Origin of the sequence: Sinomicrobium weinanense, from assembly GCF_018863395.1 — a bacterium.
Taxonomy (GTDB): Bacteria; Bacteroidota; Bacteroidia; order Flavobacteriales; family Flavobacteriaceae; genus Sinomicrobium; species Sinomicrobium weinanense.
In genome coordinates this window covers 376,988-399,240 of sequence record NZ_JAHKRR010000004.1, presented here as the reverse complement: position 1 = coordinate 399,240, position 22,253 = coordinate 376,988, and the positions used below count along the sequence as shown (strand labels likewise).

The 22,253-nt window shown below is 45.8% G+C and carries 12 protein-coding genes; 5 read left to right on the top strand and 7 right to left on the bottom strand.

Annotated features, from left to right (window positions below; genetic code table 11):
* Nucleotides 1-2: 2 nt before the first annotated feature.
* Nucleotides 3-1,889, bottom strand: coding sequence for a hypothetical protein (locus tag KN811_RS13960; protein WP_187966470.1), 1,887 nt, complete (start codon nucleotides 1,887-1,889; stop codon nucleotides 3-5).
* Nucleotides 1,890-2,637: 748 nt separating this feature from the next.
* Between KN811_RS13960 and KN811_RS13955 the strand changes: the two genes are divergently transcribed.
* Nucleotides 2,638-3,540 carry a metallophosphoesterase family protein gene (locus tag KN811_RS13955; protein ID WP_187966469.1) on the top strand — a complete coding sequence of 301 codons (903 nt, stop codon included), beginning with the start codon at nucleotides 2,638-2,640 and terminating at the stop codon, nucleotides 3,538-3,540.
* A gap of 32 nt (nucleotides 3,541-3,572) precedes the next feature.
* On the top strand, nucleotides 3,573-4,382 hold the full coding sequence (locus KN811_RS13950; RefSeq protein ID WP_216334858.1) for an endonuclease/exonuclease/phosphatase family protein: 810 nt from the start codon (nucleotides 3,573-3,575) through the stop codon (nucleotides 4,380-4,382).
* A gap of 183 nt (nucleotides 4,383-4,565) precedes the next feature.
* Here the strand turns inward: KN811_RS13950 and KN811_RS13945 are convergent, their stop codons facing one another.
* The 5 genes from KN811_RS13945 to KN811_RS13925 form a co-directional block, all read right to left on the bottom strand.
* Nucleotides 4,566-6,023 carry a glutamate synthase subunit beta gene (locus tag KN811_RS13945; protein WP_187966467.1) on the bottom strand — a complete coding sequence of 486 codons (1,458 nt, stop codon included), beginning with the start codon at nucleotides 6,021-6,023 and terminating at the stop codon, nucleotides 4,566-4,568.
* 103 nt (nucleotides 6,024-6,126) lie between these two features.
* Complete coding sequence (gene gltB / locus KN811_RS13940) at nucleotides 6,127-10,653, bottom strand: glutamate synthase large subunit (protein WP_187966466.1); 4,527 nt, start codon at nucleotides 10,651-10,653, stop codon at nucleotides 6,127-6,129.
* 605 nt (nucleotides 10,654-11,258) lie between these two features.
* On the bottom strand, nucleotides 11,259-12,743 hold the full coding sequence (locus tag KN811_RS13935) for an efflux transporter outer membrane subunit (RefSeq protein ID WP_247716501.1): 1,485 nt from the start codon (nucleotides 12,741-12,743) through the stop codon (nucleotides 11,259-11,261).
* A 40-nt stretch (nucleotides 12,744-12,783) separates the two neighbouring features.
* Nucleotides 12,784-15,957, bottom strand: coding sequence for an efflux RND transporter permease subunit (locus KN811_RS13930; RefSeq protein WP_187966304.1), 3,174 nt, complete (start codon nucleotides 15,955-15,957; stop codon nucleotides 12,784-12,786).
* 104 nt (nucleotides 15,958-16,061) lie between these two features.
* The gene (locus tag KN811_RS13925) at nucleotides 16,062-17,207 is read right to left on the bottom strand and encodes an efflux RND transporter periplasmic adaptor subunit (RefSeq protein ID WP_187966303.1); all 1,146 of its coding nucleotides are present in this window, start codon (nucleotides 17,205-17,207) and stop codon (nucleotides 16,062-16,064) included.
* Between the two features lie 712 nt (nucleotides 17,208-17,919).
* Here KN811_RS13925 and KN811_RS13920 point away from each other — a divergent pair.
* Together KN811_RS13920 and KN811_RS13915 are read left to right on the top strand one after the other, a co-directional pair.
* Nucleotides 17,920-18,213, top strand: a complete 294-nt coding sequence (locus KN811_RS13920; RefSeq protein WP_187966302.1) for a hypothetical protein — start codon at nucleotides 17,920-17,922, stop codon at nucleotides 18,211-18,213.
* 648 nt (nucleotides 18,214-18,861) lie between these two features.
* Complete coding sequence (locus KN811_RS13915; RefSeq protein WP_187966301.1) at nucleotides 18,862-19,155, top strand: hypothetical protein; 294 nt, start codon at nucleotides 18,862-18,864, stop codon at nucleotides 19,153-19,155.
* A gap of 93 nt (nucleotides 19,156-19,248) precedes the next feature.
* Here KN811_RS13915 and KN811_RS13910 read toward each other — a convergent pair whose 3' ends face one another.
* Nucleotides 19,249-20,391, bottom strand: a complete 1,143-nt coding sequence (locus KN811_RS13910) for an acyl-CoA dehydrogenase (RefSeq protein ID WP_187966300.1) — start codon at nucleotides 20,389-20,391, stop codon at nucleotides 19,249-19,251.
* A gap of 408 nt (nucleotides 20,392-20,799) precedes the next feature.
* Here KN811_RS13910 and KN811_RS13905 point away from each other — a divergent pair, with 408 nt between their 5' ends.
* Entirely contained in the window at nucleotides 20,800-22,251 is a 1,452-nt protein-coding gene (locus KN811_RS13905) for an alanine/glycine:cation symporter family protein (RefSeq protein ID WP_187966299.1), read from the top strand.
* Nucleotides 22,252-22,253 lie beyond the last annotated feature (2 nt).

Here is a 22,253-nt window from a genome sequence, read left to right as displayed (position 1 = left end):
TACTACTTACAAAACAGAACGCGGTCCCAGATGTTATGGTGCTGTTGTTCGCCATTGGTAAGGTTAAGTTCGGCTGTAAGCCTCACTTCATACGAGCAACTGGGCAACGAAGCCACATCACTGGGATCCACCGTATTGTCCGTACCCGTATAATTTGCTTGTCCGCGAGCCTCCTCCCCCGGAGTGGTAAACACCACAGGCTCAAAATTATGAGGTCCGCCGGGGCCACTCATGGATATGCTTACCTGGCCCAGATTAGGATTAGCAGCAGTGTAGTTTACACGTAGCGTATTGGTTAATTTGGAGCAACCACCACCATCCGCCAATTCCTGCAGGTCAACGGTTGCTATCCCTAATTCGCTACTTGATGCGGCAGGCAACCAGGATCCCCCCTGCGGTACATTTTGATATACCGTGTTAAAAATGGCAAGGGGGCGTGAGAATCCTGCCGCTACTTCTGTGGCCGGATTACCGGCTTCCCGCTTGCGCATCCTGAGGACAAAATAACGGTTCTTTTCCAAGGGTGCCGAACTATTGCCCGCAATGAGGCCCGATTTGTTCACTTGGCTGCCTGCCAGGTTCTGGGTAATTAATTTGATCAGTGATCCGTCAAAAGCAATACCAAAACCCGGGCCATTGTATTGGGGAACCTGGATCCAATTTCCGTTGAAGGGTACATCTACCTGTGCTCCTGTGGCTTTAATAGCATAATAATCTACTTCAATAATTGGAAAGTATTGTGTTACCCGGGAGGCAATTACAGTGGGTGCAATATCCGCAGGGGTTACATCGGTCCAGGTTGTTATACTTGAAATATCTGTACCCGGCGACGGCACTTCTGCATATTGGAATTTGTATTCCACGGGATTGGAGTTCAACTCTTCCGACAGGGACCCCCGCAACTCCACGGTAGAGAAAAATGCCTGTTCGTTCCAGGAAAGTACCGCCTTACCGGTGGTCCGGCCCGTAGCAGGATCAATATTGAGCACCGGGTGATATTTTCGGTTGTGCCCGATCTGATAGAAAGCCGCCGGTGGGTCCAGGGTTCCCTGGGGAGCGTCGTCCAGGCATAAGCGTACACACAGGCAATTGCCCACATTTTTACGGCTGGGCTTATGGGCCTCCGAAGTGGGTTCTGCATGAAACTCCATACCACCCGCTGCAAATTTAAAGTAAATGTCCGGCCCGTTGTCAAAGCTGAAAACAGGCGTGGTCTCTACATTGATCCACGGCGACAGGAATGTCTTTTTGAAATCGGCAGAGCGATAATAAATGCAAAACTTTCCATTACTGTCCGTGATATCGCTGCCCAACCTGTCGTCTGTTATGATATCGTCGTCCATTGCTATGACCTCAATACCCTCCAGGGGTTGTTGCGATTCACAATTCAGAAGCGTTCCGCAGATCACCCAGATGTCCAGGCGTTGTAAGATATAGCACCAGATGCGGCGCAGCAAAGTATAGTTCCAGACAGCAGCGGCCCCGGTATTGGTCTCGCGCCATTTGGGCTGGATGACATCCAAAAGCACCTGAAAGGGCTTAAATCCCCGGGGGTCGGTAGTGCTTTGCTGACCGTAGCCGGGCACTTTGTCATAATGAAGGACCACTTCAATGGCCCCGCCATTGTATTTATGCCTGTCGCCGTCAATTTCAAATTCGTAGTGCCCGCTGCCGTCAGTCTCAGTTTCCGCAAGCAGCATACTTTTCCGGGCCTTGATCTCATTTTCTTCATACCCCCTGCTAACCTCCTTGCTCCGGGCTGCCGTAAGTGCGGTTGCCATATTGATGTCCTGTTCGATCCGGTAAACACGTACTTTTGTGTTTGCGATAATGTGCTTTTCATCGTCGCATATGGCAGCATATAATCTGCCGGATATTGCGTACTTCATAATGTTATTGTTTAATGGTTTAGACTATTATAATTGTATACTTCATGTATTTTTGACGCATATCTTTCCCGACAAAATGTAATTCCCGCACATTGTAATGTATACTTCGAAACAAGGAAAAGAGGCAGGTAGTGAGGGAAAGTTTAATAGTCCAAAAGTATTTCCAAAGACAACAGGTCACAAGGGGACTTATCCCCGAATTAAAAGGGGATTATTCCCCTATTTGCAATGTGCAACTTATCCCTATGAGTTTTCCTTAAATAACGTGAATAATAGATAAGAAAAAAGGCTCCCCTCTTCAGACGAAGACACGTGCTGAGCACTTCGGCAAGCTCAGTATATCACTTGTCGAAGTAGAGGAGCCTGTTAGAAATCTCAAACAAAGGTTGTAATTTTTAAATGTTTTTGATCCAGAGAGCTTAAACATTAGTCACGTTAAATAATGATTTACGATTTTGTTGGAGGGAGTTTCGGAGCTGAGGAGTTTTTGCCTGACTTTGGCTCTTATATAATGTGTATAATAACCAGTTAAAAAAACAAACTTTTTTCATCCAATAAAAATCACTACATTTGTTTTTAGTTTGTGTTCGTGCACATAAAAATTTATCTGCAAAGAAAAGTCAAGGTCATACCTTTTTAATAAAGAAATGTGTGTTGAGTAGAGATCAGGTGTGGGAATATTTTGTGCGTTCCTACCCTGATCTTTTAATAAACTGTTTTAAACTTAATACATGGAATCCACCTACAAATGAAACGCAGAAATTTTATAAAAATTGCAGGTACAGGTTCAGCAGGCCTCTCTGCCACCTTTGCCACTCCCCTGCTCGCCCAAAACAAGACAACAAAGAGATCCCCGGTGCTGAAAATCGCTCATATTACCGATGTGCATATCCGTCCGGAAGAAAATGCTCCCCGCCGTTTTAAGCAATGTCTTCGGGAGCTCCGCAAGCTCGGTGTGGACTTTTTCCTCAACGGAGGCGATTCCATCTATGCGGCCGATTACGACCATATTACCCGGGAAAGGGTTACGGAACAATGGAACATATGGGACGACTGTATCCGGGAGATCGACGGGCATAAAATATACAGTTGCATCGGCAATCACGATATATGGTGGGCAGCCCCGGATAAACAGGACAGCATGTACGGAAAAGAATATGTAGTGCAGCGGTTACATATTCCGGGCAGGTATTACAGCTTTTCCGAAAAGGGATGGCACTTTATTGTCCTGGACGGGAACAATCCTTCCGTATCGCTCGATGAAGAACAATTTCAATGGCTGAAGAACGAACTGGAACAACTTCCCGAAAACACTCCGGTATTGCTTATGTCCCACTACCCTATCCTGGGGGTCACTCCTTTCTGGGAAGGCGGTATGCACTCGGACTACCAGGCCCTTAAAACCTTGTTCTACAAACACCGGGACAAGGTAAAACTGTGCCTGAGCGGACATCAACACTTGCTGGACAGCGCTTCCTATAACGGGGTGTCGTATTTTTGTAACGGCGCCATGAGCGGCTTCTGGTGGGAAAAAGGAGATAAGAGCTCTGCCGCAAAGGGGTATTGCCAGGAAACTCCCCCCGGCTATGCCATTCTGGAACTTTACAACGACGGCAGCTTTACAAATACTTATATTCCCCATACATACTGATCATCGAAATGTTCAACCTAATCCATATCTTCATGAAATCTTTGTACAAGAGTTTTTTGTCCTTGGGCCTTTGCCTGCTTTTCTTTTCCTGTAAAGGCCAGAAAGAACCTGCCGAATTTACCCTGATGACCTATAATATCTATCACGGGGAGAGCAATTACAAGGAAGGCGAAAGCAATTTAAAAGGCATCGCTGACGTCATCAATCAATATCAGCCCGATTTTACAGCGCTCCAGGAAGTAGACAGCATGACCCAGCGCACAGCCGGGTTCAACAATGGCGAGAAAAAGGACCTTGTCAGGGAACTGGAAAAGCTCACCGGCATGCATGGAGGGTTCGGCAAGGCCATAGACTTTAGCAAAGGCGGATATGGCGAGGGACTCCTCGCAGCAGAACCGGCGGAATTCAAAGTACTGAGCCTGCCCACTCCCAAAGGAGGTGAAGGCAGGGCCATGATATACACTACGCTCGAATATGCCAAGGGCAAAAAGATCACTTTTGCCGCAACACATCTTTGTCATCAGTTCGAGGAAAACCGTGTAGCACAGATCAAGGCTGTTAACGATTTTCTTCTGAACCTGGGCCATCCCGTAGTCCTTGCGGGCGACCTCAATTTCAAGGAAGGATCTGCCCCCTATAAAGTCCTGAAACCCGGCTGGACAGATTCGGCCCTGGAATTCGGATCACCGCAACTCACCATTCCGGCAGATGCTCCGCGTGCGCGGATAGACTACATATGGCTGAGCAAAAATGCCGACTGGGATATCTCTGCCGTGAAAGTACCCCAGGCCGATCATTCTGATCATTTGCCTGTTGTGGTGAAGGTGAAACTGCACGATTAAATGACATAAGACGTATGGACATATGACTTAAGCCTTCGAAGCATACATGTCGTATGCCCTAAGTCATTTAGTCCTAAATCATAAAAAAAGAGCCGGACACGATGATCCGGCTCTTTCCACTTACACTAACACAAATAAAATAGAGGAAAAGTAGTTTACGCTCTAATTTGTTTCGTCCGTATTTTATGCAGCAGGCAGGTCTCCCTTTTCTTTCAATGGGAGAGATGATTTGCCCATAAGGAATTTATCCACGTGATGTGCTGCTTCCCGGCCTTCGGATATGGCCCACACGATAAGCGATTGTCCCCTCCGCATATCTCCGGCCACGAAGACGTTGGGAACGTTGGTCTGATAGTCGTTTCCTTTAATATTGGTTCTCTGGTCGAGTTCCAGTCCCAATTGTTCGCTAAGGGGTTTTTCCGGGCCTGTAAATCCGAGAGCTAGCAGGGCAAGCTCACAGGGCCATTCTTTTTCCGTGCCCTCTACTTCTTTGAGTTGCGGACGTTGTCCGGGTACTTTAACCCATTCCACCTGTATAGTTTTCAGGGCCTTCAGGTTTCCGTCCTTGTCTTTGATAAATTCTTTGGTAGCAATGCTCCAGTTCCGGTCACATCCTTCTTCGTGGGAAGAGCTGTTTTTAAGGGTAAAGGGCCAGAACGGCCAGGGGTTTTCGGCAGCTCTTTCTTTAGACGGCATCGGCATGATCTCGAAATTGGTCACCGATTCTGCCCCGTGACGGTTAGATGTCCCAACACAGTCAGACCCGGTGTCTCCACCACCTATTACAATGACGTTCTTTCCTTTGGCATGCAGATCGGCTACGGGTTCTTCCAGGCCGTCCACGACTTCATTATTCCTTTTCAGAAATTCCATGGCCTGCACCACTCCTTTGGCATCTGCCCCGGGAATAGGGAGTCCTCTTTTGGAAGTGGCTCCGCCGCACAATACTACGGCATCGTATGCTTTCAGCTCTTCCACATCGTAATTAACCCCTACGTGTATGCCTGTCTTAAACGCAATGCCTTCTTCTTCGAGAATGGCAATCCTGCGGTCTATGACATGTTTTTCGAGTTTAAAATCAGGGATGCCGTAGCGCAGAAGGCCCCCTATTTTCCGGTCTCTTTCAAAAACGGTAACACTGTGCCCTGCCCTGTTCAGTTGTTGGGCAGCGGCAAGCCCGGCAGGGCCGGAACCGATCACGGCTACTTTTTTCCCGGTACGTTCTGCAGGCGGATCGGCTTTTATCCAACCTTCCTTAAACCCGCGTTCTACGATATACTTTTCTATGAGTTCTATGGAAACAGGCGGTTTAATAATTCCCAGTACACATGCCGATTCACAGGGAGCCGGGCAGAGCCTACCGGTAAATTCCGGGAAGTTATTGGTGGAATGTAAAATATCCAGTGCCTTCTGCCAGTGGTTCCTGTATACTGCATCGTTAAAATCGGGGATCAGGTTTCCGAGGGGGCATCCGCTATGGCAGAACGGTATACCGCAGTCCATACATCTCCCTCCCTGTTCGTTCAGTTCCTTTTCGGCCAGGTCTACGGTGAACTCCTCGTAGTTCTGTACCCGTTTTTTTACTTCTATATAGTTTTCTACTTTTCTGTCGTATTCTAAAAAGCCTCTTAATTTTCCCATGGTCGTTGTCTTTTTATTGTGCCCTTGATTTTTTGTGCTTCGGCTCCCTTCGCCCCAGCTCAGGGACCGCCGTTCAGCAACCGGTTGCCACCTAATCTATCAATTAATTGTTTACTGCCAATTCCTCGCTTTCAAATGTCTTTTCCCTGGCCAGCCTTTCCAGTGCTTTCTTGTATTCCACAGGCATGACCTTGACGAATCTGTTTTGCTGGGCTTTCCAGTCGTCCAACAGTCTTTTTGCCAGTGGGCTTGCAGTATAGGCATAGTGGTTTTCGATCAACTGCCTTACTTCGTCCATATCTTCTCCGGACGGGTCTTCCAGCTCTACCATCTCCAGGTTGAAGTTGCGATTGTCTACCTCGCCGGAACCATTATAGATATAGGCTACGCCTCCGCTCATTCCCGCGGCGAAGTTCCGCCCTGTCTTACCAAGGATCACGGCCACACCGCCGGTCATATATTCACAGCCGTGGTCGCCAATACCTTCCACAACGGCTCTTGCCCCGGAATTTCTCACACAGAAGCGCTCTCCGGCTATACCGTTGATATACGCTTCCCCGGTGATGGCTCCGTACAGGGCTACATTACCTATAATAACATTTTCTTCTGGCTTAAAAGTGGTTTTTTCCGGTACTCTTATCACCAGTTTACCTCCCGAAAGGCCTTTCCCGAAATAGTCGTTGGTATTACCATTGACTATCATGGTAAGCCCGTGGGTAGCGAACGCCCCGAAGCTCTGTCCGGCAGAACCTGTAAATTTCAGGGTAAGCGTATCCTCAGGAAGGCCCTTGGCCCCGTGGATCTTGGAGATCTCGTTGCTCAGGATGGCCCCGGTAGTCCGGTTGGTATTGTTGATAATGAAACACTGCTCCATTTTTTCTTTACGGTATACCGCCGGATGCGCCTCGTTCAGAATATCGAAATCCAGGACATTTTCCAGTTCGTGGTCCTGTTTTTTTGTATTGTATACCTCAACATCATCGCCGACCTGAGGTTTGTAGAGTATTTTCGAAAGGTCAATGCCCTGTGCCTTGTAGTGCTCTATGGCCCTGTTCATGTCCAGTTTCTCGTTTTTGCCCACCATTTCGTTGATGGTACGGAAACCGAGATCTGCCATGATCTGCCGCAGCTCCTGGGCTACGAAATACATGAAATTGATCACGTGTTCCGGGGTGCCCTTAAAGTTCTTTCGCAGTTCAGGGTCCTGGGTGGCTATTCCCACGGGGCAGGTATTCAGGTGGCATGCGCGCATCATAATACATCCGGATGCTACGAGTGGTGCGGTAGCAAAACCGAATTCCTCGGCCCCGAGCAGGCAGGCGATAGCCACATCCCTCCCGGTTTTTAGCTGACCGTCGCACTCCAAAACAATCCTGTTCCTCAGGTCGTTAAGCACCAGGGTTTGCTGGGCTTCGGCAATCCCGAGTTCCCAGGGAAGCCCGGCATGTCTCAGGGATGTTAACGGGGATGCCCCGGTACCTCCGTCATAGCCGGAAACGAGGATCACATCGGCCTTGGCCTTGGCTACACCGGCGGCTATGGTACCCACGCCTACTTCCGAAACGAGTTTTACATTGACTCTGGCCTCACGGTTGGCATTCTTCAGGTCATAGATGAGTTGTGCCAGGTCTTCAATAGAATAAATATCGTGGTGCGGGGGCGGGGAGATCAGGCCTACGTAGGGCGTAGAGTTCCTTACCTTGGCCACCCATGGATATACTTTGGGGCCGGGAAGCTGTCCGCCTTCTCCAGGCTTGGCTCCCTGGGCCATTTTTATCTGTATTTCTTTCGCATTGGTCAGGTAATTTATGGAAACACCAAACCTTCCGGAGGCTACCTGCTTGATGGCACTGTTGCGCCAGGTACCGTCCAGGTCTTTGTGAAACCTGTTAGGGTCTTCGCCACCTTCCCCGGAGTTGCTTTTTCCACCGATACGGTTCATGGCAATGGCCAGGTTTTCGTGAGCCTCCTGGCTGATAGATCCGAAAGACATGGCCCCGGTTTTAAAGCGCTTTACGATTTCTGTCCAGGGTTCTACTTCTTCGATAGGAATAGGGCTCAGGTTCCTGAACCTGAACATTCCTCTCAGTGTCATTAACCGTTCACCCTGTTCATTGATGATCTTTGAGTATTCCTTATAACTGTCATATTTATTGTCCCGTACTGCCTGTTGCAGTTTGGCTACGGAGGCGGGGTTGAACATATGCCGTTCGCCATTCCTGCGCCAGCGATAGTCGCCCCCGATATCCAGGCGGAGATTGGCAGACACGCCCTCTTCTTCAAAGGCCTTGTCGTATCGTTTGCGAATTTCTTTTTCCAGTTCATAAAGGCCAATCCCTTCTACGCGTGTAGCGGTATTACAGAAATATTTATCTACAAACTTTTTGTTGAGCCCAAGGGCTTCGAATATCTGGGACCCCCTGTATGAATGCAGGGTGGATATCCCTATCTTGTTCATGATCTTAACGATCCCTTTTCCTATGGCCTTGTTGAAATTCTGAACCGCTTTTTCCTTATCCGCACTTACAATGTCTTCGTTGGCCACGAGTTCTTCAATGATCTCGTTGACCATATAGGGATTAATGGCACTAGCACCGTATCCGAACAGCATGGCAAAATGATGTGGTTCCCTCGGTTCTGCCGATTCGATGATGATACCGATGGACGATCTTTTTCCGAGTTTTTTCAGGGAATGGTGTACAAAAGAGCACGCCAGTATGGCCGGGATGGGAGCATAGCCTTCAGCGACATTCCTGTCGGAAAGGATCATGATATTCGCCCCTTCGTCCACGGCAAGGGAGATCTCGGACACTATGGCATCGAGCCGGGACTCGAGCCCGTTGAGCCCTTTATCCGTTTCATACAGGATGGATATGGATTTTGCCCTGAAATCGGGATGGTCTATATATTTTATCTTGTCCAGATCCTCGTTGGAGATCACCGGGTTCTGGATACAGAGCTTTTTGGCCTGCTCCGGAATGATGTCAAAAATATTCTTGTCTCCCCCGATCGTAAGACTTATATCGGTAACGATCTCTTCCCGGATACCGTCCAGCGGCGGATTGGTCACCTGGGCAAAAAGCTGTTTAAAATAGTTGTACAACAACTGTGGCTTTTCGGACAATACCGCCAGGGGGGTGTCAAAGCCCATGGAGCCGATAACTTCTTTACCCTCGGTAGCCATGGGGGTAATGATGGTCTTTATGTCTTCCTGCGTATAGCCAAAAAGCTTTTGCCGGGTTTGGATGTCCATTTTTTCGACGGGGGTCTTGTTTCCCGTATAGGGCACAGCGGCCAGCGGAAGGAGGTTTTCATCCAGCCATTTGCGGTAGGGCCTCTCGGAAGCGATCTTCTTTTTCACTTCTTCATCCCCCACAATACGGCCTTCGTTCATATCAACGAGGAACATACGCCCTGGTTCGAGCCGGCCGTGATGTTCTACATTTTCAGGTTTTATATCGATGACCCCGGTTTCGGACGACATCACTACATACCCGTCTTTGGTCACCGTATACCGTGATGGGCGCAGCCCGTTCCTGTCCAGCAGGGCTCCGATATAATTACCGTCGGTGAACGGAATGGAAGCGGGCCCGTCCCAGGGCTCCATGATACAGGCGTTGTATTCATAAAATGCCTTTTTATCGCCGTCCATGGATTGGTGTTTTTCCCAGGCTTCGGGCACCATCATCATCATAGCTTCGGGAAGGGACCTCCCGGTTTGCAACAGCAGTTCCAGTACCATGTCCATGGAAGCGGAGTCGGACTTTCCGTCCTGTACGATCGGGGGGATATCTTTCAGGTCATCACCAAAGATCTCACTCTTAAAGAGCTCTTCCCGGGCTTTCATTCGGCTCAGGTTACCTTTCAGGGTATTTATCTCCCCGTTATGGCACATATACCTGAAAGGCTGTGCAAGGTCCCAGGTAGGGAAGGTATTGGTGGAGAAACGCTGGTGCACCAGGGCGAGCTTGGTCACCACTTCGGGGTCATTGAGGTCTTTGTAATAGATATTGATGTCCTGGGGCATCAGCAGGCCCTTGTATATAATGGTCGTTGTAGACAGACTTGAGAAATAGAAATAATCGGCTTCGGAAAAGTTGGATTTCAGCACCTGATGTTCGGAGATCTTTCGTGCGGCATATAACCTGGCATTAAATTCTCTTTCGGTAAGATCCTTGCCATTTTTGCCGATAAACACCTGCATGGTCGTAGGCTCCGATTCGGCTGCGATCTTCCCGATGCAGTTATGGTCTACCGGTACTTTTCTCCAGCCAATGATATGCAGTCCCTGTTTGGCTATGTTCTCTTCAAATATCCGGGCACATACCTTGACCTGGTTCGGGGACTTTGGCAAAAAGAGCATCCCAACGGCATATTCCTTAGGGGCCGGCAGTTCAAAGCTGCATGTTTTTTTAAAGAATTCGTGAGGTATTTCTATGAGTATCCCTGCACCATCTCCCGTTTTACCGTCTGAACTAACGGCTCCCCGGTGCTCCAGGCGGATAAGAATATCCAGGGCTTTGTGAATGATATCGTTAGTTCTTTTTCCTTTCAGGTTACAGATAAAACCGGCTCCACAATTGTCATGTTCATACTCCGGGTGATAAAGTCCTTGCTGCTTAAGTCTCATAGCTCTATGTCATTGGTGTTAAAAAATCATCAACGAAATTAACACATATACATAGAAATATGCACACTTATTCGGATTTCAAACAAATTAATTCGTGTTTATTAAAATATCATTAACGATAATTTAAATCCATTACTAAGGAAAGCAGAAATTACAGATATGACATTTTAAGGGAGTCATAAAAGCCATACCCTCGTAAAAAAGACAAAAACAAAGTGATAAAACATAAAAAACAGAAACAACCCCCTATAAAAAATAAAAATGCAAACAAAAAAATATGTTTACACACGACACACCCCCTTAAAATAAAAAAAAGATCTTGTGAAACAAAAAAGAAAAGACCCTGATCTTCACTTTTTCTGATGCGGAAGTGAAGACCCTTTGAAGTTTTAGTATTTGAATATGTATTTCGTTTGGGTTTTTCCCGCAGATGATGCAGATCTTCGCAGAAGGCCATAAAAATCTACGTCTATCTGCGGTATCTTCGGGCTATTTTTTCTCAGTAAAATGTAAATTCATATCGTGCACTAAAACCCGAAATACAAAACCAGAGCCGCCGTGTAAATTCACAACAAAACTCCGGTTTTCACAGGGTTATATTATTGTTATTGCCAGCCTCCTCCGAGACTTCTGTACAATTCAATATTGGCCAGTAATATTTGCATTTTGGTATCTATGAGCCCCAATTCACTGTCCAATGCATCTCCCTGGGCTGTGATCACCTCCAGGTAGTTGGCAAAACCACTCCGGAACAAAAGGGCGGCATCGGTAACTCCTTTTTGAGTGGTTTCGAGCCGTTCTTCGCCCAGGGCGTATTCTTCTTCCAGTTTTTCCAGGATTATCATAGCATCTGAGACCTCCCTTACGGCATCGATCATCTTCTCTTTAAAATCGAGTTGGGCGATCTGCCTCCTGGCAAGGGCTTTCTTATAATTGGTTTTCAGCTTTCGCTTTTGGAATATGGGCTGAAAAATAGCTCCGTTGATCAGGGCAAAAGCAGACTCCACAGGGGTGAACAACTTGTTCAGCTTATAGGAATCCAGCCCCAGGCCTGCATCGATGGTAATGGAAGGATATTTCATGGCTTCTGCAATTCCCACTTCTGCATTGCTCGCTATCAGTTCATATTCTGAGGCTGCTACATCCGGGCGGTTCTGGATGAGTTCCAAAGGCACCCCGGTATTGTAATTTCCCTTAAAACCGACATTGTTTAAATGCCCGGTGATGTCTATTTTCTGTGGAGGCCTTCCCAACAGGGTGTTGAGCCTGTTTTCTGTAACCGCATATTCCCTTTCTATTTGCGGGATAAGGGCTTCAAACCTCAGTTTTTGTGATTTGGTTTGCCGTATGGCCAACGAAGTGGCTTCCCCGGCTTCGTATTGCAACTCTACGATCCTCAGGGTATTTTTGTTAAGGTCCAGGTTCCGTTCTGCCACTTCGAGTTCTGCCCGTAACTTCAGTAACTCGTAATACGTAGAGGCCACTTCGGCAACCAGTGCCGTTTGCACGGCTTTCTTAAACTCTTCGCTCTGCATATAAGCGGCACGGGCCGCATCTTTTTTCCAGCGCAGCTTGCCCCAAAGGCCCAGCTCCCAGCTCGTGCTTACACCCAGATTGTACGACAATTGTTGCGTATACAAACTAGTAGGAGGAGTTTCACTCTCATTAGCATGCCTCCTGGAAGCCCTGTTTCCATACTTATCGTGATACAAAGAACGATAATCCCTTTTGTACCCAAAAGGGGTGAGCCCCAGCGACGGATAAAAATTTGCCCTGGACTGCAACAGATCCTGACGGCTCATCTCAAGGACCTGAACCGTTTTCTGCATATCGAGGTTATTGGCCAAGGCCGTATCGATCAGGGCAGCCAGGTCATAATCCCCGAAAAATTCCACCCATTTTACCTTTGCCAGGTGTACGCTATCGACCGGAACGGTATCGCCGGTCTTTCCGTAGTATTCTTCAGAAAAGTCAAGGTCTGGTCGTTTATACGGATCTCCTACCTTACAGCCCGTTACGGCTACCAGGAGAAACGCCACTACACCAAGTCTTTTTATATTTTTTACCAACATGGGTTTATATATTTTCAATCGTCAATTAACTTTTATGCCAAATATTCAACAGGGATCGCTACTCTTCCTCGGTGGTTTCCATATTATACCGGTTGTGCAGTTTCAGGAACACATAGGCCAGTACCGGAATGATAACAATTCCAAGGAAAATACCAAACAGCATACCACCGGCTGTTCCGATACTTACAGATTTATTACCAATAGCCGAGGACCCACTGGAAAACATCAGCGGCACCAAGCCGACAGTAAACGCCAATGAGGTCATAATAATGGCCCTTAACCTAAGTGCGCTGGCTTCCAAAACAGCATCCAGTATTCGGAGGCCGGCCCTGCATTTCTGGGCGGCAAATTCCACGATCAGAATGGCGTTTTTAGCCAGCAGACCGAGTAACATTAAAATACCCACCTGTACATAAATATTATTGTCAATCCCGGCGAGGTTGATAAACACAAATACGCCCAAAATCCCCGTGGGCAATGACAACATTACCGCAATGGGCAACCAGAAACTTTCGTACTGTGCCGCCAGGATAAAATACACGAGCACAATGCTGATAATAAACACCAATATAACATCGGAACCGGATTTCTTTTCTTCCAGGCTCATACTGGTCCATTCATAACTTAAACTGGCGGGCAGTTTTTTCTCTCCCAGTTCTTCGATCTTGGCCATGACATCACCGGTACTGTAACCAGAAGCCGGCGTAATGTTAATTTTAGCCGCATTGTACAGGTTGTACCGGGTGATGGTTTCAGGTCCGAAGGCAGGTTCCAGGCTAACGAAAGTGTTTATGGGAACCATTCCGCCATTTTCGCTTCTCACAAAAATGGAGTTGATAGTCTCCGGGCTTTCACTAAATTCGGTGTCGGCCTGCATATACACCATATACTGACGGGTAAAACGGTTCAAATCACTTACCCGCTGGCGTCCGAAGTTAGATTGCAGGGTAAACATCATATCCTTTATACTCACGCCCAAAGCCTTTGCTTTTTCATAATCGATATTGAGCTTGTATTGTGGAAAGTTGGGATTGTAGGACGTAAAGGCACTTTCTATTTCCTCCTGACGGCCCAATTCAATGATAAATTCGTTAACCAACTGGCCAAATTCGCCCAGATCGCCATCAGTACGGTCCTGTAGCATGATTTGCACCCCATCAAAGTTACCAAATCCCTGTACCGTAGGACGCGGATACATATTCATACTACGTATATCAGTGATGACCTCCAGTTTTTCGGTCAGGTGTTTCACCACTTCCTGAATATCTTTAATCTTTCCTCTTTTACTTTTTTCTTTCAGTTTAATATAAGCCAACCCGGAAGAAGGCGTTTCGGAATTATCTACAATATTGAATCCCGAAACTGTGTTTACCCCCTCTACTGCATCTTCCTTTTGCAGAATTTTGGCCGCCTGGTCCAGGGCCTGGTTGGTACGGTTCAGCGAAGCTCCTTCGGGCATGGATACTGTATAAATCAAAAAGTTGTCGTCTTCCGTAGGAATAAAGGCACTGGGTGTAATACGGGCCAAAAAGACCAACAGCAGGATGACCACTCCCAATCCGGCGAGACTCACCCATTTAAACTGAATAGCCTTTTTTATGACGCTAATATATTTTTCAGTAAACTTATCAAAAAGAACATCGAATTTTTTAAGCCCTTTCTCCTTTAACGAATCGACTTTTTTAAGGTGTTTGGAATGGGCATAAAAAGCAGACAAGCGTTTTTTCTTGTTGTTTTTGTTCTTTTTTCGATACAACATAACAAATAACACAGGCCCCAATGTAAGAGAAATGACTGCTGAGATCAGTACTGCAACAATAATAGTATAGGCAAATTCCTGATAAAAAACACCTACCGGGCCTTGCAAAAACCCTACCGGGAGGAACACTGCGGCAATCACTACTGTAATAGAAATAATAGCGCCTGTGATCTCGCTCAAGGCCGAATTAACCGCTTGACGGGCCGTCATCTTATGATGCTGCATTTTTTCAAAAATAGCCTCGACCACTACAATGGCATTATCAACCACAATACCAATGGAAAGCACCATGGAGAACATACTGAGTGCGTTCATCGTTACACCGATCATATCCAAAAAGAAGAACGTACCCACAAGCGAAATGGGGATCGTAACAGCCGTGATAAAAGTAGCCTTAAAATCCTGAAGAAATATAAACACCACAAGGAATACCAGGATAAAAGCCTCGATAAGTGTTTGCTTTACGTGGTTCATGGATTCATCAATGGCATCACGTACACTATACGTAATCTGGTAATCCATACCTTCAGGGAAAATTTTGGCCTGTTCTTCCATGGTTTCCCGTATAGCCTGGTCTATTTCCATGGCGTTGGCCCCATTTTGCTGGGTGATGTCCATAGTCACGGCTGGCTTGTCGTCCAGGCGGTTTTGACTGGTGTAATTGGAGGCGCCAAACTCAATACGGGCAATATCTTTCAGCTTGAGCTGCAGCCCGTCTTTTTCGGTTTTTATTACAATGTTCTCATACTGTTCGGGTTCGCTAAAACGGCCTGCGTGCTTGATAACCATTTCAAAAACCTCTTCGGAGTTTTCCCCGAATTTACCCGGCCCGGCCTCAAAGCTCTGATCGTTCACCTGATTATAGATATCCCTTGGTGTCAGGTTATACAGGGCCAGTTTTTCGGGGTTGAGCCAGATACGCATGGCATAGTCGCGCCTACGTAAGATCTGGGCCCTTGCCACCCCCTCAATACGTTTGAGTGCCCGCCTGATGTTTATTCGAGTATAGGCATTCAAAAAGGTTTCGTCATAGGCCCCATCACTAAAAACATTAATGGTCATCAGCGTTCCCTTCATACGCTTCATCACCTGAATTCCGTTTTCTATCACCTCTAACGGAAGGTCGGATGTTACTTCCGAAATACGGTTTTGAACTTCAACTGCCGCCAAATTGGGATCGGAACCAGGTTTAAAATACACCGTTACCCTTCCTTTTCCGGAGTTGGTCGCCGTAGAGTTGATATACTCCATATTCTCGGCACCGTTAATGGCTTCTTCAAGCGGAAGCAGTACTGCTTTAGCCAGGGTCTCGGAGTTGGCCCCCGGGTAATATACCGCAACAGATACACTGGGTGGAGCAATTTCGGGAAAACGTTCTACGGGAAGTTGCGGAATACTGAATGCCCCGGCCAGTACCAATAGAATAGAAATAACAAGGGTGAGTACCGGGCGTTCTATAATTTTTTTGATCATCGGATATCTATGGCTTTATTTTAAAATCGAACCGGGACTTCTGCTTACGGTGGCTTTCTGCCTTACCATAATACAAGTCGTATGGTTTTTCAGAAAAACAGTGATTAATTACCGGATAACAACCTTCCCTGCTGTACAGGTTTTACTTTAATGCCATCGGTTATTTTGTTAATTCCGGAGACCACAATACGGTCGCCCGCTTTTAAGGTGCTCCCCTTAACAATATAATTTTGTCCTGACCGGCCTTCTATTTCCACTTCGTGGCGTTCGGCAGTATTGTCGTCTTTCAGGGTATAGACAAATCTTTTGTCTTGAATAGACATCGTGGCACTCTGCGGAATAAGAATAGCTTTGGGAAAAATCTGTTCCATCACTATTTTCCCGGTATTCCCCGAACGAAGCAGCGTATCGGGGTTCTGGAACCTGGCACGAAGGCTGATAGACCCCGTAGAACGGTCAATTTGTCCTGAAGCAGCATCTACGTTCCCTTCCATGTTGTAGGTAGACCCATCGGCCAGAACGAGTTTCACCTTGTCACTCATCCGGCGCGAAGTAGAGTCCTTTTTCATACGTTCGTAATACAGGTAATCCGATTCACTCATGGAAAAGTACACGAGTACCTCGTTTACATTAGAAAGCACGGTAATGGGGTCGGAATCGGTTTGCTTTACCACATTTCCCACAGATTTAGGAATACGGCCAATAAATCCGTTTACCGGGGCTTCTATAACAGTGAAATCGAGTTTTATTCTCGTATTGGCCGCCTGCGCCTGCGCCCTGTCTAATGAAGATTGTGCTACTTCATAATCGGCCTGGGCGGTCTTTTGCTGTACTTCGGAGATCACCTCGTTGTCGATAAGCGGCTGAAGCCTGTCGAGTTCTGTCTTGGCTTTTCGCAGTTTGGCCTTTTCGAGCTCCACATTGGCCTGGGCATTCTTAAGATCCTCCATATAAGGCTGCTGGTTTATCTTAAACAGGGGCTGCCCTTTTTCTACATAATCTCCCTCATCTACATAGATCTTTTCCAGTATGCCGTCTACCTGCGGCCGGATATCGACATCTTCTGCTCCTTCTATGGAACCCAGGTATCGAAAGGCTTTCCCGGCCGATTCCTCCTTTAACGTAATAACAGGAAGAGGCAGGCCCTCATCTTCTTCTTCTTTTTCCTTACAAGCTGTAAAGAAAATCGCAAGCAAAAGAAAAGACATTACAAGACCGGTGCTGTATGTTGTGTTAGTACTCTTTTTCATCTGTTTTATAATTGCAATTTTAAAGTTTCTGTAACTTACAATAGAAGTGCCAAATTTCACAAAGTGCCACTATTCACATAAAGTTACTGAAAAGCAACATCTTACACAACACCAAACATTTTAACAAACCAAACAAAGTGTGTAACTGATGGGAAAGAGATCATGTGTATTGTGTAAATTTTACCCACTCCACACTGATATATCCACCTCCCGGTACCCGGAACTTATAACACACAGGTTTTTCCGGATAAGAACATATACTTTTAATAACCAACCACTAATGCATTTATCCATTTTCATTGTTAACCTCAAAGAATCGATCTCATCTCTTTTCATTGAAACAATCCGATCAGTGTAAAGTCAGAACAGAAATAAAAACCCGGGTTATCACTCAAATCGCGAAAAGCCTTTCTGCGGTAACAAAAAAACTTCGACCTTGTTTTTTGATTCAACCCCTAAAATATAGGAATAAATTTACTCAAATACCAGATAAATCGTCATTATATTGTATATAATTTACACATAATAATAACATTTACACAATAAAATTCACACATTGCCAAAGCATAGATCATCTCTTTAAAAATTACAAGTTATTAAAAATCAATAGGTTAATATCAGTTTCGGTAAAAACACCCAAAAACGGCATCATAATTTCGATATAACTACCACAAAACATTGACAGTAAGTTTAACTTTAAAATTTTAGTATCATGAAAAAGTTATTTGTAGCAGCAGCTTTAGTTCTCGGTGGATTTGCTACCCAAGCCGCAACCAGTATAAATGCTAACGATGTGGCCATCGTTGTAAACCAGGAAGAATTCAAGGAAATTGCCGCGGAAGAAGTTCCCAAAGCTATTACAGATGCTTTGGCCAAAGATTACGAAGGTGCTACGCTCAACAAAGCGTATGTAAACGAGGCTAAAGAATACAAACTGGAAGTTACCATAGGTGACCAAACAGGTGTACTTTATGCCAACGAAAACGGTGAGTGGATCCAGAAATAATCTGGCCTTCTCATTAGGTTAGAGCTTTTTTAAAGCAATCTTATAAAAAATCGCCTTAATTGTAAGGCGATTTTTTTTGTGCTGTCCCAACACCCCGCTATATACAAATAGTATGGATAAAACTGAAACAGCAGATGCCACTCCTGACTAAAAACAGCATTTCAACAAATGTCATACTACCGGATCAATCACAAATGTAGTGGCAGTGTAAAATATACGGGGTACAGGATATAAGACATATGATATTATGGAGTGTATCTGGTTAGCTGTGGGGCAACCTGCAACATCTAACGATTTTCCAATCTAGAGTCTTACGTCTCATATCTAAAACCCGGCTCCTATCCATAACTTTTGAAATTGCTTATGTAATATTTACCTTTCTGCTAAAGTAATCTTATCAATACAAAAATTAAAATATGATATAACAATCAGATAAGAATTAAGGAATTGTATATAATTTACACAAAAATATCTCATTTACACACTAAAATACACATATTATTAAAAATACAGAAATTTAAATATTCTCAATCATCTCAAAATCAGAGCATTAATATTATACTTGACAAACTATTTAAAACGGCATTAAAATTTCATATAGGTTAGTACAAACATTGACAGTAAGTTTAACTTTAAAATTTTAAAATCATGAAAAAGTTATTTGTAGCAGCAGCTTTAGTTTTCGGCGGATTTGCTACCCAAGCCGCAACCAGTATAGATTTTAATGATGTAGCCATCGTAGTAAACCAGGAAGAATTTCAGGAAATTGCCGTAGAAGAGGTTCCTGAAGCCGTTACAGCCGCCCTGGAAAAAGATTATGCAGGCGCCACTATTAACAAGGCATATGTAAACGAGGCCAAAGAATACAAACTGGAAGTTACCATAGGCGAAGAAGCCGCCGTACTTTATGCTAACGAAAACGGTGAGTGGATCCAGAAATAATCCAGCACTCATTAGTATATTAGAGTAAGCCAGCAAAAAGAGACTGAAAAAATCAGTCTCTTTTTTTATTTAAAAACTATCCAATAAGATCATTTAATCCTTCAGAATACTCCTGGATATTACGATCTTCTGAATTTCAGAGGTCCCTTCATAGATCTGGGTGATCTTGGCATCACGCATCAGGCGTTCTACATGATATTCCTTGACATAGCCGTTACCCCCATGTATCTGCACAGCCTCTATCGCAGTATCCATGGCCACTTGCGAGGCATAGACCTTAGCCATGGCCCCGGAAAGATCGTAGTTATTACCATTATCCTTGTCCCAGGCCGCCTTTAGCACCAGGTGGCGCGCTGCTTCTATCTGGGTGTGCATATCGGCCAGTTTAAAGGCTATGGCCTGATGGTTGCATATTTCCGTGCCAAAGGCCTTTCTTTCCTTGGAATATTTTTTTGCCAGTTCATAGGCGCCGGATGCAATACCCAGCGCCTGGCTCGCGATACCGATACGCCCACCTGCCAGGGTCCTCATCGCAAATTTAAAACCAAACCCATCTTCCCCGATGCGGTTTTCTTTGGGCACCTTAACATCGTTAAAGTTCAGGGAATGCGTATCGCTTCCGCGGATACCCAATTTCTGTTCCTTGGGCCCCACTTCAAAACCGGGCATGCCTTTTTCTACGATAAGGGCATTGATACCGTGGTGTTTTTTACTGACATCGGTCTGGGCTATAACCAGGTAAACATCGGCCGTACCTCCGTTGGTGATCCAGTTCTTTGTGCCGTTCAGCACATAATGGTCTCCTTTATCAATAGCTGTGGTCTTCTGAGAGGTGGCATCGCTACCGGCTTCGGGCTCCGACAGGCAGAAGGCCCCGATAATTTCTCCTTTGGCCAGGCGCGTAAGGTATTTTTGTTTTTGTTCTTCCGTACCGTAATGCTCCAGTCCCCAGCACACCAGCGAATTGTTTACACTCATCACCACCGACGCCGAAGCATCTACCTTAGAGATCTCTTCCATGGCCAGCGCATAAGATACAGTGTCCAGCCCGCTGCCGCCATAATCGGGAGATACCATCATCCCCAGAAAGCCCAGTTCTCCCATTTTCCGGACCTGTACTGTGGGAAATTCCTGTTTTTCATCTCTTTCTATAACCCCGGGAAGCAACTCGGCCTGCGCAAAGTCTCTTGCTGCATCGCGGATCATAACCTGTTCTTCGGTAAGCGTAAAATCCATTTCTTATAGTACTTATTTGTTTTAAATCACACAAATTAATGAAAAATCTGTATAAAAAAACCTATTTTTGGGGTCCAAAATTAATTTTCATCAAAATAACAGGCTAATTTTTACACAGAACTCATTTAAACTTTTCCTGTAATATGCTATAATTTTCTTTATTTTATGCCGGAGAAAAATGAACCTCCTGCATACCACATAAAAATAATACATAAATCCATTTATTTTCTCATTCTTTGTAAAAGTCACCTGAGCTTTTCCTGAGGAAGCAGGGTGACGAAGTGATGGGGAGACCCGGAGATAGGGAGACTGGGTGATGAAAGACTGAAAACTGGCAATTGGTAACAAACCTTATTAAACCAATTTATAACCGAACGATAAAAACTACACTAACTCTAATAAAATTATATGGAAGAAATCATTAGCGAAGCTAAGAATATTGTATGGAGCACTCCACTGGTCGTTCTCTGCCTGTTTGCAGGGGTCTACTTTTCCATCGCTACAAAATTTCTACAGGTAACACATATCCGGGAAATGATAAAGCTGCTTTTTTCCGGGGAATCTTCAAAAAAAGGGGTCACCTCATTCCAGGCGTTTGCCATAGCTATTTCGGGACGGGTCGGAACCGGTAACATTGCCGGTGTGGCAACTGCTATTGCCGCAGGTGGGCCAGGGGCCATTTTCTGGATGTGGGTCATTGCTCTGCTGGGTTCGGCTTCTGCCTATATTGAAGCCACACTGGGACAAATTTACAAGGAAGTAAAAGACGGACAATATCGTGGCGGCCCTGCTTTCTACATAGAGAGAGGGCTGAGGGTAAAATGGTTTGCCTTACTGTTTGCCGTAGTCACCATTGCCTCTACTGCCCTTTTTCTTCCCGGGGTTCAGAGCAATAGTATTGCACTGAGCGTAGAAGAAGCCTTTAACTTTCCGACATGGGTTACCGGAGTTGGCGTATGCCTTCTGCTGGCACTTATCATCTTCGGAGGTGTTAAACGGATAAGTAAAGTAGCTGAGATCGTGGTGCCGTTCATGGCACTGGCTTACGTGCTTATGGCTGTGATCATTATCTTTTTGAATATAAGCGAAGTACCGCAAATGCTTTTGCTTATTGTCCGTTCTGCTTTTGGCATGGAAGAGATGTTTGCCGGCATTTTCGGTTCTGCCATTGCCTGGGGGGTCCAGCGCGGTATCTATTCCAATGAGGCCGGGCAGGGTACAGCACCCCATGCCGCAGCGGCAGCAGAGGTGAGCCACCCCGCCAAACAGGGACTGGTACAGGCTTTTTCCGTATATGTAGACACCCTGTTCGTATGTACAGCGACTGCACTTATGATATTGTTCACCAATTCATACAACGTGAAGCACCCGGACAACGAAGGCCAGTTTATTGTACAGCACCTGGACGCAACAACCGAGGCAGGCCCTGCATTTACCCAGGCGGCCATAGCCCATCATTTCCCTACCGTCGGTGCACCCTTTGTGGCCATATCCCTCCTCTTTTTTGCATTCACCACCATCATGGCCTATTACTACATTGCGGAAACAAACCTCAGCTACCTGGATCGCAAAGGCTCATGGTGGGCATTGCTCGCATTGCGTATGGTGCTCCTCCTGGCCGTTTTCTATGGAACCATTAAAAGCGCCCAAACAGCCTGGGACATGGGCGATATAGGTGTGGGACTTATGGCCTGGATAAATATCATCGCCATTTTATTCCTGCAAAGGCCTGCCCTGAAAGCCCTGAAAGACTATAAGGAACAGAAGAAAAGGAAAAAAGACCCTGTTTTCGATCCTGAAAAACTGGGAATCCGAAATGCCGATTTCTGGAAGGAATACAAAAATAAAGACCAACGATAGAG

Bases quoted from the DNA above. Each gene is read 5' to 3' on its own strand.
- KN811_RS13960 (WP_187966470.1), bottom strand. From the start codon at position 1,889: ATGAAGTACGCAATATCCGGCAGATTATATGCTGCCATATGCGACGAT.
- KN811_RS13955 (WP_187966469.1), top strand. From the start codon at position 2,638: ATGAAACGCAGAAATTTTATAAAAATTGCAGGTACAGGTTCAGCAGGC.
- KN811_RS13950 (WP_216334858.1), top strand. From the start codon at position 3,573: ATGAAATCTTTGTACAAGAGTTTTTTGTCCTTGGGCCTTTGCCTGCTT.
- KN811_RS13945 (WP_187966467.1), bottom strand. From the start codon at position 6,023: ATGGGAAAATTAAGAGGCTTTTTAGAATACGACAGAAAAGTAGAAAAC.
- gltB (WP_187966466.1), bottom strand. From the start codon at position 10,653: ATGAGACTTAAGCAGCAAGGACTTTATCACCCGGAGTATGAACATGAC.
- KN811_RS13930 (WP_187966304.1), bottom strand. From the start codon at position 15,957: ATGATCAAAAAAATTATAGAACGCCCGGTACTCACCCTTGTTATTTCT.
- KN811_RS13925 (WP_187966303.1), bottom strand. From the start codon at position 17,207: ATGAAAAAGAGTACTAACACAACATACAGCACCGGTCTTGTAATGTCT.
- KN811_RS13920 (WP_187966302.1), top strand. From the start codon at position 17,920: ATGAAAAAGTTATTTGTAGCAGCAGCTTTAGTTCTCGGTGGATTTGCT.
- KN811_RS13915 (WP_187966301.1), top strand. From the start codon at position 18,862: ATGAAAAAGTTATTTGTAGCAGCAGCTTTAGTTTTCGGCGGATTTGCT.
- KN811_RS13910 (WP_187966300.1), bottom strand. From the start codon at position 20,391: ATGGATTTTACGCTTACCGAAGAACAGGTTATGATCCGCGATGCAGCA.
- KN811_RS13905 (WP_187966299.1), top strand. From the start codon at position 20,800: ATGGAAGAAATCATTAGCGAAGCTAAGAATATTGTATGGAGCACTCCA.